The sequence below is a fragment of the Pseudomonas sp. yb_9 genome (assembly GCF_043103635.1).
GTDB lineage: Bacteria > Pseudomonadota > Gammaproteobacteria > Pseudomonadales > Pseudomonadaceae > Aquipseudomonas > Aquipseudomonas monteilii.
The window spans coordinates 139040-156509 of sequence record NZ_JBICKA010000041.1; the positions used below are offsets into that span (position 1 = coordinate 139040).

At 63.4% G+C, this 17470-nt stretch carries 13 protein-coding genes, 2 tRNA genes and 1 pseudogene; 11 read left to right on the forward strand and 5 right to left on the reverse strand.

What is annotated here, in order from left to right:
• Positions 1-67 precede the first annotated feature (67 nt).
• Entirely contained in the window at positions 68-1945 is a 1878-nt protein-coding gene (locus ACF8MI_RS10360; protein ID WP_060497602.1) for a 1-acyl-sn-glycerol-3-phosphate acyltransferase, read from the forward strand.
• Positions 1946-1954: 9 nt separating this feature from the next.
• Here the strand turns inward: ACF8MI_RS10360 and sugE are convergent, their stop codons facing one another.
• The 3 genes and pseudogenes from sugE to rdgC all read right to left on the reverse strand — a co-directional run bounded on the left by sugE (position 1955) and on the right by rdgC (position 3729).
• Positions 1955-2272: a quaternary ammonium compound efflux SMR transporter SugE gene (gene sugE / locus ACF8MI_RS10365; RefSeq protein WP_012270979.1), complete on the reverse strand. Its 318-nt coding sequence runs from the start codon at positions 2270-2272 to the stop codon at positions 1955-1957.
• A gap of 116 nt (positions 2273-2388) precedes the next feature.
• Positions 2389-2631, reverse strand: a pseudogene (locus ACF8MI_RS10370) (bile acid:sodium symporter family protein); the annotation flags it as partial.
• Positions 2632-2808: 177 nt separating this feature from the next.
• Positions 2809-3729, reverse strand: coding sequence for a recombination-associated protein RdgC (rdgC, locus tag ACF8MI_RS10375; RefSeq protein WP_016715497.1), 921 nt, complete (start codon positions 3727-3729; stop codon positions 2809-2811).
• A 215-nt stretch (positions 3730-3944) separates the two neighbouring features.
• Here rdgC and ACF8MI_RS10380 point away from each other — a divergent pair.
• Positions 3945-4020: transfer RNA gene (locus ACF8MI_RS10380), tRNA-Val, on the forward strand.
• 13 nt (positions 4021-4033) lie between these two features.
• A tRNA-Asp gene (locus ACF8MI_RS10385) sits at positions 4034-4110 on the forward strand.
• 87 nt (positions 4111-4197) lie between these two features.
• On the opposite strand, the gene map is transcribed toward ACF8MI_RS10385, so the two are convergent.
• Positions 4198-4989, reverse strand: a complete 792-nt coding sequence (gene map, locus ACF8MI_RS10390; protein WP_192576890.1) for a type I methionyl aminopeptidase — start codon at positions 4987-4989, stop codon at positions 4198-4200.
• Positions 4990-5309: 320 nt separating this feature from the next.
• On the opposite strand from map, the gene ACF8MI_RS10395 reads away from it, so the two are divergent.
• From ACF8MI_RS10395 to ACF8MI_RS10430, 8 genes are all read left to right on the forward strand, one after another.
• Complete coding sequence (locus ACF8MI_RS10395) at positions 5310-9326, forward strand: bifunctional nitrate reductase/sulfite reductase flavoprotein subunit alpha (RefSeq protein ID WP_200928737.1); 4017 nt, start codon at positions 5310-5312, stop codon at positions 9324-9326.
• A 304-nt stretch (positions 9327-9630) separates the two neighbouring features.
• The gene (gene nirB, locus ACF8MI_RS10400) at positions 9631-12183 is read left to right on the forward strand and encodes a nitrite reductase large subunit NirB (RefSeq protein ID WP_200928736.1); all 2553 of its coding nucleotides are present in this window, start codon (positions 9631-9633) and stop codon (positions 12181-12183) included.
• Positions 12183-12545: a nitrite reductase small subunit NirD gene (nirD, locus tag ACF8MI_RS10405; RefSeq protein WP_182408492.1), complete on the forward strand. Its 363-nt coding sequence runs from the start codon at positions 12183-12185 to the stop codon at positions 12543-12545. Before nirB ends, nirD begins: the two co-directional genes overlap by 1 nt.
• 332 nt (positions 12546-12877) lie before the next feature.
• Complete coding sequence (gene pcaQ / locus ACF8MI_RS10410; RefSeq protein ID WP_060497591.1) at positions 12878-13810, forward strand: pca operon transcription factor PcaQ; 933 nt, start codon at positions 12878-12880, stop codon at positions 13808-13810.
• 229 nt (positions 13811-14039) lie between these two features.
• Positions 14040-14804, forward strand: coding sequence for an FKBP-type peptidyl-prolyl cis-trans isomerase (locus ACF8MI_RS10415; protein ID WP_016715510.1), 765 nt, complete (start codon positions 14040-14042; stop codon positions 14802-14804).
• A 288-nt stretch (positions 14805-15092) separates the two neighbouring features.
• Positions 15093-15533: a YkvA family protein gene (locus tag ACF8MI_RS10420; RefSeq protein WP_104834133.1), complete on the forward strand. Its 441-nt coding sequence runs from the start codon at positions 15093-15095 to the stop codon at positions 15531-15533.
• Positions 15534-15644: 111 nt separating this feature from the next.
• Entirely contained in the window at positions 15645-15983 is a 339-nt protein-coding gene (locus ACF8MI_RS10425; protein ID WP_060497589.1) for a helix-turn-helix transcriptional regulator, read from the forward strand.
• Complete coding sequence (locus tag ACF8MI_RS10430) at positions 15980-16348, forward strand: hypothetical protein (protein WP_016501064.1); 369 nt, start codon at positions 15980-15982, stop codon at positions 16346-16348. The genes ACF8MI_RS10425 and ACF8MI_RS10430 overlap by 4 nt, the downstream gene beginning before the upstream one ends.
• A gap of 48 nt (positions 16349-16396) precedes the next feature.
• Here ACF8MI_RS10430 and ACF8MI_RS10435 read toward each other — a convergent pair whose 3' ends face one another.
• Complete coding sequence (locus tag ACF8MI_RS10435) at positions 16397-17356, reverse strand: EAL domain-containing protein (RefSeq protein ID WP_200928735.1); 960 nt, start codon at positions 17354-17356, stop codon at positions 16397-16399.
• Between the last annotated feature and the right edge of the window lie 114 nt (positions 17357-17470).

The following is a 17470-nucleotide window of genomic DNA, read 5'->3' on the forward strand; positions in this document are numbered from 1 at the left end:
CCATGCAGATTTGTGGCCTGACGTGCCCGGCGCGCCTCCAATTGAAAAGCCCTCAGGACCAAGGACGATGAGTCACTCCTCGCAATTCACCTTGCTCGGCAAGCGGCGCTTCCTGCCGTTTTTCATCACTCAGTCACTGGGTGCCTTCAACGACAACCTGTTCAAGCAGTCGCTGATCCTGGCGATCCTGTTCAAGCTCAGCCTGGGCGACGGTGACCGTTCGATCTGGGTCAACCTGTGCGCCTTGCTGTTCATCCTGCCGTTCTTTCTGTTCTCGGCACTGGGTGGGCAGTTTGGTGAGAAGTTCGCCAAGGACGCGTTGATCCGTGCGATCAAGCTGGCCGAGATCGTGATCATGGCGATCGGTGCGCTGGGCTTTATCACCAACCACCTGACGCTGATGCTGGTGGCTCTGTTTGGCATGGGCACTCATTCGGCGCTGTTTGGCCCGGTGAAGTACTCAATCCTGCCGCAGGCCCTGCGCGAAGAAGAGTTGGTCGGCGGCAACGGGCTGGTGGAAACCGGCACCTTTCTGGCCATTCTCGCCGGCACTATCGGCGCCGGGGTGATGATGTCGGCCGACAGCTATGCCACGGTGGTGGCGGGTGGGGTGGTCGGCACCGCTGTGCTCGGCTACCTGGCCAGCCGCTGGATCCCGCGGGCCGCTGCCGCTTCGCCGAACATGCCGCTGGACTGGAACATCTTCAAGCAGTCGTGGGCGATCCTGCGCATGGGCCTGGGCCAGCCGCCGGCCGTGTCGCGTTCGATCGTCGGCAACTCGTGGTTCTGGTTCGTCGGTGCAATCTACCTCACGCAGATCCCGGCCTACGCCAAGGACTGGCTGCACGGTGACGGCACAGTGGTCACCCTGGTGCTGACACTGTTCTCGGTGGGCATTGCCCTGGGCTCGCTGCTGTGTGAGCGGCTGAGCGGGCGCAAAGTGGAAATCGGCCTGGTGCCGTTCGGCTCGTTCGGCCTGACCCTGTTCGGCCTGTTGTGGTGGTGGCACTCCGGCGATGTGCCGGCTGCAGCGGCCCCGCACGACTGGCTGACGCTGCTGGGCATGGGGCAGGCCTGGTGGATCCTGCTGTCGATCGTTGGCCTGGGCGTGTTCGGCGGCTTCTACATCGTGCCGCTGTATGCGCTGATCCAGGCCCGCACGGCCGAGGACCAGCGCGCGCGGGTGATCGCGGCCAACAACATCCTCAATGCCTTGTTCATGGTGGTGTCGGCGGTGCTCACCATCCTCCTGCTGGGCCTGGCGGGCTTCACCATCCCGCAGCTGTTCCTGGTGGTGTCGCTGCTCAACATCGCGGTCAACGCCTACATCTTCAGGATCGTGCCTGAGTTCACCATGCGTTTCCTGATCTGGCTGCTCAGCCATTCGATGTACCGCGTGCAGCATCGCGACCTGGAGCGCATCCCCGATGAAGGTGCGGCGCTGCTGGTGTGCAACCACGTGTCGTTCGTCGATGCGCTGTTGCTGGGTGGGGCGATCCGTCGGCCGATCCGCTTTGTCATGTACTACAAAATCTACAACCTGCCGGTGCTCAACTTCGTGTTCCGCACCGCTGGCGCCATCCCGATTGCCGGGCGTAACGAAGACCTGGCCACCTATGAACGGGCCTTCGCGCGCATTGCCAAGTACCTGGCCGATGGCGAGCTGGTGTGCATCTTCCCGGAAGGCAAGCTGACCGGCGATGGTGAGATCGATGTGTTCAAGGGCGGCGTCAACCGCATCCTGGAGGAAACGCCGGTGCCGGTGATTCCGCTGGCCTTGCAGGGGCTGTGGGGCAGCTTCTTCAGCCGCGACCCGGCCAAGGGCTTTTTCAAGCGCCTGTGGTCGCGGGTAACCATCGTGGCCGGCGCCGCCATCCCGGTGGAGGCAGCGCAGCCAGAAGCATTGCGCGAGCAGGTTAGCCGCTTGCGCGGCAACCTGCGTTAGGGGAGAGGGTTAGCTGGCGCTGACTTTGAGGCCGACCAGGCCGCAGACGATCAGCGCCACGCTGACCAGCCGTACCAGAGCCATGGATTCGCCGAACAGGATGATGCCGGCGATCACCGTGCCGACGGCACCCACGCCGGTCCAGATGGCATAGGCGGTGCCCAGCGGCAGCTCTTTCATGGCCAGGCCCAGCAGGCCCAGGCTGATGACCATGGCGCCAACCGTAAGCACGGTGGGAATCGGCTTGCTGAAGCCGTCGGTGTATTTTAGGCCGACGGCCCAGCCGACCTCAAACAGGCCGGCGAAGAACAGGATGATCCAGGACATAGGTGTGTCTCCATCGTTTGAATGATGGGGCCGTCCCCGGAATGGTCACGCGGTGCGTCGTGAGGCCGTCCTCACAGTGGGCAATATAGTGCACATGTGCGGCCTTCCAGGCAACATCAATGCCAGGCTGGCTCACCACTTTCGGGCTCGCCTGCAGGCGCATCCATCCGCCGGAACCAGGTCGAAAGCAACGCCCCTGAAATGTTATGCGAAACACTGAACAACGCACTCGGCACTGCAGCCAGCGGCGAGAAGTGCGCTGCCGCCAGTGCCGCACCCAGCCCAGAGTTCTGCATGCCTACCTCCAGCGCCAGCGCCTTACGCTGGGCCAGCGGCAGCTTGCACAGCTTGCCGGTCAGGCACCAGGCCCAGCAGCGGCACGATAGCGACCTTGAGGGCGATGAACCATTGCGGTTGCAGGAAGGCCAGCACGGCAAATACCAGCACCCACAGGGCGAAGGTATTGCCGACGAAGCGGCTGAGGGCGGTACCGGCGAAAAATCACTTTCAGGCCAGCACCGGCATTTCAAGACACATCAGACCCCTTGCGGAATCTCCTCCCCACCCAGCGCCTCGAACAGCACCGGCAGGAACTCGGCAAAGGTCATCATCATCAGCTGGAAGCTGGCATCGAACTGCTGCGCCGCCTCATCACCACCATCCTGCTCGGCCTGTTCCTGCAGCAGCTCTTCGAACTTCAGGCGCTTGATTACCATCTTGTCGTCCAGGATGAACGACAGTTTGTCCTGCCAGGCCAGGGCCAGCTGGGTCACCACTTTGCCGGTGCTCAGGTGCAGCTGGATTTCCTCGCCGGTCAGGTCCTGGCGTTTGCAGCGCACGATGCCGCCGTCTTCTGCGGTGTCGCGCAGTTCGCACTCGTCCAGCACATAGAAGCCTTCGGCGGCCTGTTGCGACTTGACCCAGTCGGTCATGGTGGCAACCGGTGCAATTTTTACCGTGGCCGGGCGTACCGGCAGCGAGCCCATCACTTCACGCAGGGTCGACAGCAGGTCTTCGGCACGCTTGGCGCTGGCCGAGTTCACCAGGATCACGCCCTGGCGCGGGGCGATGGCAGCGAAGATCATCGAGCGGCGGATGAACGCGCGCGGCAGGAAGGCCTGGATGATCTCGTCCTTGATCTGGTCGCGTTCCTTTTTATAGACCTTGCGCATCTGCTCGGTCTCGATCTCTTCGACCTTTTCCTTGACCGCGTCGTTGACCACGCTGCTCGGCAGGATGCGTTCTTCCTTGCGCGCGGCAATCAGCAGGTACTCGCCGCTGACATGCACCAGGGGAGCGTCTTCGCCTTTGCCGAACGGCGCGACGAAACCATAGGTGGTCAGCTCCTGGCTGGCGCAGGGGCGGGCCGGCTTGCTGGCCAGGGCGGCTTCCAGCGCTTCAGGCTCGAACGGGACTTCCTGGGTCAGGCGGTAGGTCAGCAGGTTCTTGAACCACATGAGGGGCAACTCTCCTTAATGCATAAGGCGGGCATTATTCTCCGTGTAGTGATCTGAGGCCAGCCCTGTCACAGGGCCAGCAGCGGCTTCTGCTTCAAAGAAACACCCGACAACGCTAGGTCTTTGAAAGGCATGAAGTTTTTTTTGAAAAAAGTTTAAAAAGTGCTTGCCAGGGTGCAGGGTCGTCCGTAGAATGCGCGCCACACCGAGACGAAGGGTGATTAGCTCAGCCGGGAGAGCATCTGCCTTACAAGCAGAGGGTCGGCGGTTCGATCCCGTCATCACCCACCACTCGATGTATAGCGCAGCGGTAGTTCAGTCGGTTAGAATACCGGCCTGTCACGCCGGGGGTCGCGGGTTCGAGTCCCGTCCGCTGCGCCATATTCCACTTCCAGGGCCCACTGAACACCCGGAAGTAACAAAGAAAGCGACCTTAGGGTCGCTTTTTTTGTGCCTGAGATTCCAGCTTCAGCGCTCTTCCTCCCGCAACGTCAGCACTTCAAACCCGTCCTCGGTCACCGCCACCGTATGCTCCCACTGCGCCGACAGGCAGTGGTCGCGGGTAATCACCGTCCAGCCATCCTTCAACGTGCGCGTGCCACGCCCACCCTGGTTGATCATCGGTTCGATGGTAAACACCATCCCCGGCTTGAGCTTCATGCCCATGCCGCGCTGGCCGATGTGCAGCACCTCTGGCCCTTCATGCATCTGTTGGCCGATGCCATGCCCGCAATACTCACGCACCACGCTGTAGCCCGCGGCCTCGGCATGGGTTTGCACGGCATGACCGATATCGCCCAGCGTGGCCCCTGGGCGTACCTGCTCGATGCCTTTCCACAGCGCGTCATAGGTGGTGTCGACCAGGCGCCGGGCTTCGTCGCTGATTTTCCCGATGCAGTACATCTTCGACGAGTCGGCGATGTAGCCGCCTTGCTCCAGGGTGATGTCGACGTTGACGATCGAGCCTTCCTTCAATACTTCATCGGCTTTGGGTATGCCGTGGCACACCACGTGGTCCACCGAGGTATTGAGTGAGTAGGTGAAACCGTATTGGCCCTTGCTTGCTGGCCGCGCCTTGAGTGTGTCGACGATGAATGCATCGGCGCGGTCGTTGATTTGCATCGTGGTGATGCCTGGGCGGATGAAGCTGTCGAGGTCGGCGAACACCTGGGCCAGCAGCTGGCCGGCGCGGCGCATCAGGTCGAGTTGGGCGGGGGGCTTGAGGATCACCTGGGACATGGGGGGAGGGCAGTTGCTCATGCTGGAATGTGCCCCAGCATAGCGCCAGGGGGTACTAGGTTGCCACTGGATGGTGCGTAGCCTGTGCCGGCCCTTTCGCGGGCAAGCCCGTTCCCACAGGGATATCACAAGGCCTGAGGGCGGTGCCGTATCTGTGGGAGCGGGCTTGCCCGCGAAAGGGCCGGCACAGCTGGCCCATTAATTGCTGACTCATCACCATCCCGGGCTATCAACGTCGATAGCCCACAAAACCTCACGACAAAGGCGCCGTGTTGCCCCTCGCTTGCATCAGCAAGCCGGGGCAGCCGGCGCCTTTTTGCGTTCCCCCCAGGAGCCTGCCCATGGCCAACAGCGAAGTACGCAGCGTCTGCCCCTATTGCGGCGTCGGCTGTGGCATCGTCATGAGCGTTGCCGACGGCAAGGTCAGCAAGGTCAGCGGCGACAAGCAGCATCCCAGCAATTTCGGCCGCCTGTGCACCAAAGGCCTCACTGCGCACCTGCCGCTGACCGCCGCCGGGCGCATGGAAGACGCCTATGCACGCCAGCAGCGTAACCAGCAGCCGGTACGCACTAGCATCGATCAGGCCATCGCCGAAACAGCCACACGCCTGCGCGGCATCATCGACCAGCACGGTCCCGATGCCGTGGCGCTGTACGTGTCCGGGCAGATGTCGCTGGAGGCCCAGTACCTGGCCAACAAACTGGCCAAGGGCTTTATCCGAACCCGCCACATCGAGTCCAACTCGCGCCTGTGCATGGCCAGTGCCGGCAGTGGCTACAAGCTGTCGCTCGGGGCTGACGGCCCACCCGGCAGCTACCAGGATTTCGAACACGCCGACGTGTTCCTGGTGATTGGCGCCAACATGGCCGACTGCCACCCGATCCTGTTCCTGCGTTTGCTCGACCGGATCAAGGCCGGTGCGAAGCTGATTGTGGTCGACCCTCGGCGCAGCGCCACCGCCGACAAGGCCGACCTGTTCCTGCAGGTACGCCCCGGCAGCGACATGGCCTTGCTCAACGGCTTGCTGCACCTGCTACACCGCAACGGCCATACCAACCCTGACTTCATTGCCTGCCACACCGAAGGCTGGGATGAACTGCCAGCCTTTCTCGACGACTACCGCCCCGAGCGCGTGGCTGCCATCACCGGGCTGGCCGAGGCCGACATCATCAAGGCCGCCGAATGGATCGGCAGCGCCCGCAACTGGATGAGCTGCTGGACCATGGGCCTGAACCAGAGCATCCATGGCACCTGGCACACCAATGCGATCTGCAACCTGCACCTGGCCACCGGCGCCATCTGCCGCCCCGGCAGCGGGCCGTTCTCGTTGACCGGTCAGCCCAACGCCATGGGCGGCCGTGAGATGGGCTACATGGGGCCCGGCTTGCCAGGCCAGCGCTCGGCACTGGCGGAAAACGACCGCGCCTTTGTCGAACAGCAATGGCAACTGGCACCTGGCAGCCTGCGCAGCGAAGGCGGCGAGGGCACGGTGGCGCTGTTCGAACAGATGAAAGCCGGCGAAGTGAAGGCTTGCTGGATCATCTGCAGCAACCCGGTGGCCAGTGTCGCCAACCGCCAGCAAGTGATCGATGGCCTGCATAAGGCCGAGCTGGTGATTACTCAGGACGCTTTCCTCGACACCGAAACCAATCGCTATGCCGACATTCTGCTACCGGCCGCGCTGTGGGCCGAAGGCGAGGGCGTGATGATCAGCAGCGAGCGCAACCTTACCCTGATGCCGCGCGCCGTCGAGCCGCCAGGGCAGAGCCTGCCGGACTGGCAGATCATTGCCCGCGTGGCGTGCGCCATGGGTTATGCCGACGCCTTCGATTACGCCGATGCCGAAGCGGTGTACGAGGAAATCCGTCGCTTCCATAACCCTGCCACCGGGTACGACCTGCGCGGCATCGGTTATGCCGAACTGCGTGAGCAACCGCGCCAGTGGCCTTGCGCGCCTGGCCGTGACAGCGACCGCAGCCCATTGCGCTACCTGAATGACGGCAGCAGCCAGGTGCTGCTGCACGATGCCCAGGGCCAGCGCCCGGCGTTGGCCTTCCCCACCGCCAGTGGCAAAGCCCGTTTCTTCGCCCGGCCTTGGTTGCCGGCACCGGAGTTGCCGAATGACGACTACCCCATGGTGCTGAATACCGGCCGTGTGCAGCACCAGTGGCACACCCTGACCAAGACCGGCAAGGTGCCGGCATTGAACAAGCTGGAGCCCGGCCCTTTCGTCGAAATTCACCCCGAAGACGCCGCCAGGCTGGGCGTTGCCGAGAAAGACCAGGTGGCCATTCGGTCGCGCCGTGGCCAGGCCGTGCTACCTGCACGCATCAGCGACCGGGTCATGCCAGGCAACTGCTTCGCACCCTTCCACTGGAACGATGTGGTCGGCGTGCAACTGGCAATCAATGCCGTCACCTGCGATGCGGTTGACCCGCTGTCGCTGCAACCTGCGTTCAAACACTGCGCCGTGGCCCTGGAGCGGGTCGCAGGCGAACGCATCGATACCCTTGAGCTGAACACTGCCATTGCGGAGCCAGCCCGTATGCCAACTGCCACCCTGTCTCGTCTGCTTGGCCTGGACACCTTGCCGGCCCCGGTGCTGGCCGAAGAAGAACGCCATTACCTGCAAGGTTTCCTGCTGGGCCTGGACCAAAGCCGTGCCGAAGGCGTACCCAGCCTGCCGGCCAGTGCACCGCTGGCCGCCAGCCGTCGGTTGTTCGTCGACGGCTTGCTGGCCGGTCTGTTTGCCCAGCCTGCGGCGTTGCCCGCTGCGGCGTTGCCGGCGCCACTGCATCAAGTGCTGTGGGCCTCGCAGACCGGTAACGGCGAACTGTTGGCCGAGCGCTGTGCTGAGCGCTTGCGCGGTGCCGGCCTGGAGGTGCAGCTCAGTTGCATGGAGGCCGTCAGCCCGCGCCAGCTACAAGGCGCCGCCAGCGTGCTGCTGATCGCCAGCACCTTTGGCGATGGCGACGCGCCCGACAGCGCCGGGGCATTCTGGCAGGCCTTGCAGGGCGAGGAGGGCACCCTCTGCGCCGAGCTCCCCTATGCCGTGCTGGCCTTGGGTGACTCAAGTTACGACCAGTTCTGCGGTTTTGGCCGTAAACTCGACCAGCGCCTGGCCGAGCTGGGTGGGCGGCGCTTGTTGCAGCGGGTGGACTGCGAACCCGATTTTGACGCAGCGTTCGCCGGCTGGCTCGAAGCGCTGTTGCCTGCGCTGGGCACTGCTGCTGCCCCACAACCGGTCAATGAGCCTGCGCCGGTCACGATCTATGGCAAGCAGCAACCCTGGGCCGCCGCCCTGGTGGAAAACCGCCTGCTTAATGGGCCCGGTGCAAGCAAGGAAACCCGGCAACTGGTGTTCGACCTGAGCGGCAGTGGCTTCAGCTATGCAGCTGGCGATGCTCTGGGCGTATGGCCGCGCAATTGCCCGACGCTGGTCGATGAACTGCTGGCGCTGACGCAGCTCGATGGCCAGGCCATGGTCGAGTTGAAAGGCCAGCCTGCCATGCCACTGGCCGAAGCCCTGCAAGCGCATCTGGAGATTGCCAAGGTGACCCCGCAACAACTGCAGGCCTTTGCCGGCAGTGCCCCGGACCTGCAGCGCCTGTTACAGCCCGAGTGCAAAGCCGAGCTGCAGGACTGGCTGTGGGGCCGGCAGCTGGTAGATGTGCTGCGTGCTTTCCCTCAAAAACTGCCGCTGGCCAGCTGGCTCGACCTTCTCAAGCCGTTGCAGCCACGGCTTTACTCGATCAGCTCCAGCCCATTGGCGCATCCGGATCAGGTGCACCTGACCGTATCCACCGTGCGTTATGGCGAGCGCAAAGGTGTGTGTTCAAGCTTCCTTGCCGACCGTGCCCAGGCGCTGAAGGTGGCCATCTTCCCGCAGGTGTCGAAGCACTTCCGGCTGCCCGAGGACGACAGCGTGCCGGTGATCATGGTGGGCCCTGGGACTGGCATCGCACCGTTTCGTGCGTTTCTGGAAGAGCGGGAAGCGCGGGGCGCGAAAGGGGGCAACTGGCTGTTCTTTGGCGAGCAGTACGCGGCGACCGATTTCTACTACCAGGACCAGTTGCAGGCTTGGCAGGCAAGCGGTCATCTGCGGCTGGATACCGCGTTTTCCCGTGACCAGGCCGAGAAGATCTATGTGCAGCAGCGCATGCTCGAACAGGGCGCGCAGCTGTGGCAATGGCTGGAGGCAGGGGCGTACTTCTACGTGTGTGGTGATGCCCAGCGCATGGCCAAGGATGTGGATGCGGCGTTGCGTGAAGTCATTGCCGCGCATGGCGGTGTGGATGCGGATGCCTATATGGAGGCCTTGAGCAAGGCCAAGCGGTATCGGCGGGATGTTTACTGAAGTGCTCCAGGATGGGGAGCGTTGCACCTTGAATGTGCATTGCCTGTGCCGGCCTCTTCGCGGGTAACCCCGCCCCACAGGTAAGGTGCAAGTCTGCAGACCTGGGGAGATCCCTGTGGGAGCGGGCTTGCCCGCGAAGAGGCCGGTACAGGTAACGCAATTGGCACACTCCCTGCTTTACCCAAGCTACAACAAAGCCCACTGATCAACGGCGATCAACCCGGGCCACCTACCGTGATGAATACAGGCAAAGGCGCCTGGAGCTTCGGCTCCAGGCGCCTTTTTTTTGATCGAGGATCGGCTTATGAAGGCAACAGCGAGCAGCGGGCAACGAGAGCGACTGGTCATCGTCGGCAACGGCATGGTCGGCCACCATTGCGTCGAGCAACTGGTCAGCCGCGGCGCCCACGAGCGTTTCGAACTGCATGTGTTCGGCGAAGAGCGCCAACGCGCCTACGACCGCGTACACCTGTCCGAATACTTCGGAGGCAGCTGTGCCGAAACCCTGGCCCTGTGCGAGCACGATTTCTATACCGCCAACGGCGTGCACCTGCACCTTGGCGAATGCGTGCTGGAAATCGACCGCGAACGCTGCGAAGTGGTTACCGCCGAAGGCCGGTACGGCTACGACCAACTGGTGCTGGCCACCGGTTCGTACCCCTTCGTACCGCCGATCGAAGGCTCCAGCGGCAACGCCCGCCTGGTCTACCGCACCCTCGACGACCTTGATGGCATCCGGGCCGCCGCTGCCAGTGCCCGCCGTGGCGTGGTGGTTGGTGGTGGCCTGCTCGGCCTGGAAGCCGCCAACGCGCTCAAATCGTTGGGCCTGGAAGCCCACGTGGTTGAGTTTGCGCCACGCTTGATGCCGGTGCAGCTGGACGGCGAGGGCGGTGCCGCGCTCAAGGCACAGATCGAAGCGCTGGGCGTGGGCGTGCACCTGTCCCGCGCCACCCAGTCGATCAGCGATGGTGAAGCCTATCGCTACCGTATGAACTTCGAGGGTGGCGAGCACCTGGAAACCGACCTGATCGTGTTCTCTGCCGGTATTCGTCCGCAGGATGCCCTGGGCCGCACCAGTGGCCTGGACATCGCCGCGCGTGGCGGGGTGGTGATCGACAACCACTGCCGCAGCAGCGATCCGCGCATCTTTGCCATTGGTGAGTGCGCCTCGTGGAACGGCAGTGTGTTCGGCCTGGTCGCCCCGGGCTACAGCATGGCACGCAACCTGGCAGCGTTGCTGATGGGGGAAGCAGCGGTCGCGTTCACCGGTGCCGACATGTCGACCAAGCTCAAGCTGCTGGGCGTGGATGTCGGCTCGATCGGTGATGCCCACGGCGCCACACCAGGTGCGCGCAGCTACCGCTTCATCGACGAAGCCAACAGCGCCTACCGCCGGCTGGTGGTGGATGCCAGCGGCAAGCATGTACTGGGTGCGGTGCTGGTGGGCGACAACAGCTACTACGATACCTTGCTGCAGTATGCCCAGAACGGCATCGCCCTGCCGGCCGACCCGGCCGCGCTGATTCTGCCGCAAGGCGGTGGCGCGCCGGCCTTGGGCGCCGATGCACTGCCGGACAGCGCGACCATTTGCTCCTGCCACAACGTCAGCAAGGGGGCGGTGTGCGCCGCCATCGACAACGGCTGCAGCGACCTTGCCGCCGTCAAGGGGTGCACCAAGGCTGCCACGGGCTGCGGGGGTTGTGCCGCCTTGCTCAAGCAGGTGTTCGAGCATGAGCTGACGGCCCGGGGCGTCGCGGTGGACAAGAGCCTGTGCGAGCACTTCGCCTACACCCGGCAGGAGCTGTACGGGCTGGTGCGGGTGGAGGGCATCCGCACCTTCAGCGAACTGCTCGAACGCCATGGCAAGGGCCATGTGGGGTGCGACATCTGCAAGCCGGCAGTGGGCAACATCCTCGCTTCGTGCTGGAACCAGCCGATCATGGACCCGGCGCTGGTGCCACTGCAGGACACCAACGACACCTTCATGGCCAACATGCAGAAGAACGGCACCTACTCGGTAGTGCCGCGCATCCCCGGCGGTGAAATCACCCCTGACAAGCTCATCGTCATCGGCCAGGTGGCCAAGAAGTACGACCTGTACACCAAGATCACCGGCGGCCAGCGCATCGACCTGTTCGGCGCCCAGCTGCACGAACTGCCGCTGATCTGGGGGGAGTTGATCGAGGCCGGCTTCGAAACCGGCCACGCCTATGGCAAGTCGACCCGCACGGTGAAGTCGTGTGTCGGCAGCACCTGGTGCCGCTACGGTGTGCAGGACAGTGTCGGCATGGCCCTGCGCCTGGAAGACCGCTACAAGGGGTTGCGCAGCCCACACAAGCTCAAGTTCGCGGTATCGGGCTGCACCCGCGAATGCGCCGAGGCGCAAAGCAAGGACATCGGCGTGATCGCCACCGACAAAGGCTGGAACCTGTACGTGTGCGGCAACGGCGGCATGCGCCCACGGCATGCCGAGCTGTTCGCCACCGACCTGGACGACGAAACCCTCGTACGCCTGATAGACCGCGTGCTGATGTTCTACATCCGCACGGCCGACAAGCTGCAGCGCACTTCGGTGTGGCGCGAGAACCTGGAGGGCGGGCTGGATTACCTGAAGCAGGTGATCCTCGACGACAGCCTGGGGCTGGCCAGTGAGCTGGAAGCGCAGATGCAGCATGTGGTCGACCAGTATGAGTGCGAATGGGCCAACGCCCTCAACGACCCGGAGAAGCTCAAGCGCTTCCGCACCTTCGTCAATGACCGGCGTGCCGACCCGGACGTGCACTTCGTGCGCGAACGCGAACAGCGCCGGCCTGCTGCGCCGCTGCACCTGATCCCTACTGTCGAGGAGGCTGTGTGATGAACCTGTCCAATGCTGCTGTGAAAACCTGCGAGAACTGGCAGGCTGTGTGCCAGGCGCAAGACCTGGTAGCTGACTCTGGCGTAGTGGTATGGCTCGACGGGGCCCAGGTGGCGCTGTTCTACCTGCCGGGGCAGGCCCAGCCACTGTACGCGGTGGACAACCGCGACCCGCGCTCCGGTGCCAACATCATCGGCCGCGGGCTGGTGGGCAGTGTGCAGGGCGAGCTGGTGGTGGCGGCGCCGCTGTACAAGCAGCATTTCAGCCTGCAGAGCGGTGAATGCCTGGAAGATGCCGGGCAACGCCTGCGGGTGTGGCCGGTGCGCTTGAATGGTGAGGCGGTGGAGTTGGCCGTGGTCTGAAAGTTTTTATGCTCAGGGGTGTTCGCCGTCGGGTTTGCAGCGCCTGGGAGATCGAGCGCCGCCCGCGCGGCGCATCGCGAGCTGCGCTCGCTCCTACGTTTGTTTCGGGCCAGTAACGCCTGTGGAAGGCGCGCGCGACCGCCTTGTTGGTACGACGCGATATCATGTCAGCCGCCAAGGCGTACGCGCGCAAATCCCACAGGATTAATTGGCCCGAAACAAACGTAGGAGCGAGCGCAGCTCGCGATGCGCCGCGCGGGCGGCGCTCGATCTACGCCCCACCACAAATCCCAAGACAGCCACCACATGGGCAATACGGTAAGCTTCAGCCCATGAACCTCGACACCCGCATCAAATACCGCCACCTGCTGTGCTTTCTGGAGATTGCCCGACAGGGCAGCCTGGCCAGGGCTGCCGACGTGCTCGCCATCAGCCAGCCGGCCATTTCCAAAACCCTCAAGGAACTTGAAGACCTGCTGGAAACGCGCCTGTTTGCGCGCAGCCGACAGGGTGTCGAACTGACCCCGGCCGGTACGCGCTTCATGCGTTATGCCGGGCCCAGTGTGCAGGCCCTGCGCGATGGCGTCAGCAGCCTGCGTGGTGAGGCGCGGGCGCCGTCGCAGGTGCGCATCGGCGTGCTGTCGACGGTCGAGGGCCTGCTTATGCCCGAAGTGCTCTGCCGCCTGCACCAGCGCCATGAAGCGCTGGTGATCAGTGTGGTCACCGGGGTCAGTGCGCAGCTGCTGGGCCAACTGCGGCTGGGCGAGCTGGAGCTGGTGGTCGGGCGCATGACCGACAGCCCGCAGATCCAGGGCCTGTCGTTCGAGCACCTGTACAGCGAGTCGATGAGCCTGGTGGTACGCCCGGGCCACCCGCTGCTGGCCGGCACACCCGTCGAGCGGGCCCAGGTGGGGCGTTATCCGCTGGTGTTGCCGCCAGCAGGCACCACCATCCGCCAGCATGCCGACAGCCTGTTCGTGCAATGCGGCATCCAGATGCCGGCGCAGCGCCTGGAAACCCTGTCGCTGGCCCTGAGCCGGCGCTACCTGCTGGGCAGCGATGGGCTGTGGGTGGCGCCACGCGATGCGGTGCTGCTCGACCTGCGCCGTGGCGAGCTGGTCGAGCTAGACCTGGGCGTGCGGGAGCCGGGTGGCTCGGTGGGTATTTGTCGCAATGCCGCCTTGCCGCAGAGCCTGCCGGGGCAGTGGGTGTGCGAGGTGCTGCGTGAGGTGGCGGGGCAGTACCGCGAAGGTCACTACCCTTGAGTGCAGGCCTCCGGGCATTCAACGAAATAAATCCCCTGCCGAACCGGGCAAAACCGACACAACCGGGCAATACTGGCCAGTGGCTGCAAACGCATTGATGAATAAGCGTTTAACTACTGAACTTCCTTACCAAAACCCGCTCCTATGCCGGTAGCCATTGGTGATGGCCGCCTGCTAAGCTCGCGGCTTTACCCTGATTGCCCTTATGGCGCATGAACAAGGAAATAGCATGAAACAGCATCGTTTGGCGGCTGCGGTTGCCCTGGTAGGCTTGGTACTGGCTGGCTGCGACCAACAAGCTAGCAGCCCCGAGCTGAAGACTCCGGCAGAGAAAGCCTCCTACGGTATCGGCCTGAACATGGGCAAGAGCCTGGCTCAGGAAGGCATGGAAGACCTTGATTCGAAAGCAGTGGCACTCGGTATCGAAGACGCCGTTGGCAAGAAAGAACAGCGCATCAAGGATGAAGAACTGGTAGAAGCCTTCACCGCGCTGCAGAAGCGCGCCGAAGAGCGCCTGGCCAAGGCCAGCGAAGAAGCGGCCTCTGCCGGCAAGAAATTCCTCGAAGAAAACGCCAAGAAACCAGGCGTGGTCACTACCGCCTCGGGCCTGCAGTACGAAGTGGTCAAGAAGGCCGACGGCCCTCAGCCCAAGCCTACTGACGTGGTTACCGTCCACTATGAAGGCAAGCTGATCGATGGCAAGGTGTTCGACAGCTCCGTCGAGCGCGGCAGCCCGATCGACCTGCCCGTCAGCGGCGTGATCCCGGGTTGGGTCGAAGGCCTGCAACTGATGCACGTTGGCGAGAAGTACAAGCTGTTCATCCCGGCTGAACTGGCCTACGGTGCACAAAGCCCAAGCCCGCTGATCCCGGCCAACTCGGTACTGGTGTTCGATCTGGAACTGATCGCCATCAAGGACCCGGCCCAGCTGCAAGGCGCCGAGCCGGAAGCCGAGGCCCCGGCCGAAGCCCCTGCAGAAGCACCCGCCAAGTAATACTGGCAGGTTCTTGCAAAACGCCCCGTCCTGACGGGGCGTTTTCGTTTACGACGATTGGACGAACCTGTAACTGCTGATACTGTCCGAGGAAATGCAGCTTGTTGCTGTAGGATGTTTCTGGCGCAAATCGTTTGCGGCCAGCTACCCACGTATTGAAACGGCTGTGTAAAAAACGCCCGATCTGACCGGGGCCCTTGCCTGGCAGGCACCCGAGGTCAGAAACGTGGCCCTGTTCACAAGGTTATCCACAATAAATGTGGATAACCTGTTCCGCGTGGAGGCTCCATGAGCGCACCTTGGAATTTCGCCCGTTTCCTGCCCTTGGCCGAGCGCCTGCTCAGCCGTGGCCGGTTGCCGGCCCTGCTGTTCGCCGTGGCCCGCAAAGGCCCGCGCATCGGCCAGTTGCGCGAGGACGTGAAACTGCTTCAGTCGCTATGCCTGGCATGGTGGCGCGGCGAATACCGTGCCATCAGCCCCAAGGCCCTGGTCACCATCGTGGCCGGCCTGCTGTATTTCGTCAGCCCTATCGATGCCATCCCCGACTGGCTGCTGGGCGTGGGCTTCCTTGATGACATTGCTGTGCTGGGCTGGGTACTGAAGACCGTGGCCGATGAGCTGGCGCGCTTCCGGGCCTGGCGCGACAGCCAGGCACCCGAGCGGCTGCGTGTGGTCGAGCGCCTGCCCGCAAGCCCCGAAGCGCTGCGCCTGGAGCGCAATACGCAGTGAAAAACGCCTGAACTGCACCTCAACCGGACAGACCCCGGAGTTGGTAATATAATTGGCATAAGGGTTATGCCTACGGATTACATGCTGTAATCCTTTTTAAAGGGGTTTGTAATGGGTATTCAGGTCATCAGCCGGGACGGTCAACCCGAGTACGCAGTCGTTCCCTGGGAGCAGTACCAGGCGCTGCTCAAGGCTGCAGGGCAGGCACCTGCCGAGGCCGTTGTCGGCGAACCGGCCATGGCAGCCGCTGCGGCGCAATTGCCAGCATTCAGCGAAGTGGCACAGATTCGCCAGGCCAAGGGCATCGCCCCTGAGCAGCTGGCGCGCAACGTCGGGGTAAGCCCGGCCTACCTGGCCATGATCGAATCGGGCGAGCGCCAGCCGGATGCAGCCATCCGCCGCGCCTTGGCCTGGCACTTGGGGGTGGCTGGCTGGAGCGAGCCATCATGAGCCAGGTCAGGATCAGCCGTCAGCACTGGGACAACCTGCTGGGCGAGCTTGACCTGGCCCGCCGTCAACGTCACTTGCTGACCTACCGAGCACTGATCGAGCGCTTGCAACTGCCCAGCCCGGCCATGCAGACGCTGACCGCCGCGCTGGAATACCTGGCAGTGCTGGATGCCCGTGCCGAGCAGCCGCTTCGCAGCTCGCTGGTGATCAGCCAGGGCGCCAGCCGTTTGCCGCGTACCGGCTTTTTTGAATGTGTCGAACGGTTAGGGCGGTTTGCCGGGCCGGTGGATGGCATGGAGGCCGCTTCCTGGCATGCTTCCGAGGTGGTTCGGGTGTTTGAGTACAGCTACCCCGAAACAGCCTGATTGGGCCTCTTCGCGGGCAAGCCCGCTCCCACAGGTACACCACCATTCTTAAGTGTGGTGGAGATCCTGTGGGAGCGGTCTTGCCCGCGAAGAGGCCGGAACAGTCAACCTATCCCTGTGGATGAATCCACAGGCCCTGCCTTCAGCATCCACTACCTCCAACGCATCCAGATGCTGATGCCGCCCAAACAGCTCCAGCAACTGCCCAATGGTGGCATTCAACCGTACAGATGGATGCTCGGCCGGCGGCATACTCATCAGCGCCGGTAACGCACGCACCCCCAGCTCCTGCGGTCGCCCAAGCAGGTACCCCTGCACCAGGTCCACCCCCATCTCCTTCAGCACCGCCAGTTCCTCCGCAAGCTCGATCCCTTCGGCAATCACCTGCGCCTTCGAGGCCCGGGCAATCTGCAGGATCGAGCCAACGAACTCGCGCTTGAGCGGGTCGCGGTGGATACCGTCGATGAAGTGCCGGTCGATCTTCACGTATTCAGGGCGCAGCTCCGACCACAGCCGCAGGCTGGAATAGCCCGCCCCCAGGTCGTCGATGGCAATCGAAAAGCCCATGTCGCGGTAATGGTGCAGGGCATTGGACAAGAGCTGGAAGTCGTCGGTGGGGGTGTGCTCGGTCAGCTCAATCACTACCCGGCTGGGCGGCAGGCCGACCTGCTCCAGCAGTTTCAGGGTCAGGCCGGACGGGTAGTGTGGCTCCAGCAGCGATTCTGGCGAGATGTTGAGAAACAGCTTGCCCTGCAATTGCTGCTCGCTGAAGCGACGGCAGGCGCTTTCCCGGCAGACGGCTTCCAGTTCGGTCAGGCGGCCAGCCTGGCGGGCGATGGTAAATAGGTTCAACGGCGCGTGCAGCGGGCTGTTGGACGGGCCGCGGCTCAGCGCTTCATGGCCGAACACCCGCTGTTCGCTCAGGCACATGATCGGCTGGAACAGACTGTGAATATTGCGTTGAGCCAGGATGGCACTCAAGGCACTGAGCTGTTCGGCAACGGTCATGACGTATTCCTGAAAATGAAAGGGCCGGGCATCTGCATGCCCGGCCCTCGTATTTCACGACAGCGCGATGACTGTTTGATGACAGGTCACATTATTCTGCCATCATCGTTGCAG

What these genes read in the sequence shown, in the direction of transcription:
- rdgC (WP_016715497.1), bottom strand. Translation starts at nt 3,729, where the DNA reads ATGTGGTTCAAGAACCTGCTGACCTACCGCCTGACCCAGGAAGTCCCG.
- nirB (WP_200928736.1), top strand. Translation starts at nt 9,631, where the DNA reads ATGAAGGCAACAGCGAGCAGCGGGCAACGAGAGCGACTGGTCATCGTC.
- pcaQ (WP_060497591.1), top strand. Translation starts at nt 12,878, where the DNA reads ATGAACCTCGACACCCGCATCAAATACCGCCACCTGCTGTGCTTTCTG.
- ACF8MI_RS10395 (WP_200928737.1), top strand. Translation starts at nt 5,310, where the DNA reads ATGGCCAACAGCGAAGTACGCAGCGTCTGCCCCTATTGCGGCGTCGGC.
- nirD (WP_182408492.1), top strand. Translation starts at nt 12,183, where the DNA reads ATGAACCTGTCCAATGCTGCTGTGAAAACCTGCGAGAACTGGCAGGCT.
- ACF8MI_RS10420 (WP_104834133.1), top strand. Translation starts at nt 15,093, where the DNA reads ATGAGCGCACCTTGGAATTTCGCCCGTTTCCTGCCCTTGGCCGAGCGC.
- sugE (WP_012270979.1), bottom strand. Translation starts at nt 2,272, where the DNA reads ATGTCCTGGATCATCCTGTTCTTCGCCGGCCTGTTTGAGGTCGGCTGG.
- ACF8MI_RS10425 (WP_060497589.1), top strand. Translation starts at nt 15,645, where the DNA reads ATGGGTATTCAGGTCATCAGCCGGGACGGTCAACCCGAGTACGCAGTC.
- ACF8MI_RS10360 (WP_060497602.1), top strand. Translation starts at nt 68, where the DNA reads ATGAGTCACTCCTCGCAATTCACCTTGCTCGGCAAGCGGCGCTTCCTG.
- ACF8MI_RS10415 (WP_016715510.1), top strand. Translation starts at nt 14,040, where the DNA reads ATGAAACAGCATCGTTTGGCGGCTGCGGTTGCCCTGGTAGGCTTGGTA.
- ACF8MI_RS10430 (WP_016501064.1), top strand. Translation starts at nt 15,980, where the DNA reads ATGAGCCAGGTCAGGATCAGCCGTCAGCACTGGGACAACCTGCTGGGC.
- ACF8MI_RS10435 (WP_200928735.1), bottom strand. Translation starts at nt 17,356, where the DNA reads ATGACCGTTGCCGAACAGCTCAGTGCCTTGAGTGCCATCCTGGCTCAA.
- map (WP_192576890.1), bottom strand. Translation starts at nt 4,989, where the DNA reads ATGAGCAACTGCCCTCCCCCCATGTCCCAGGTGATCCTCAAGCCCCCC.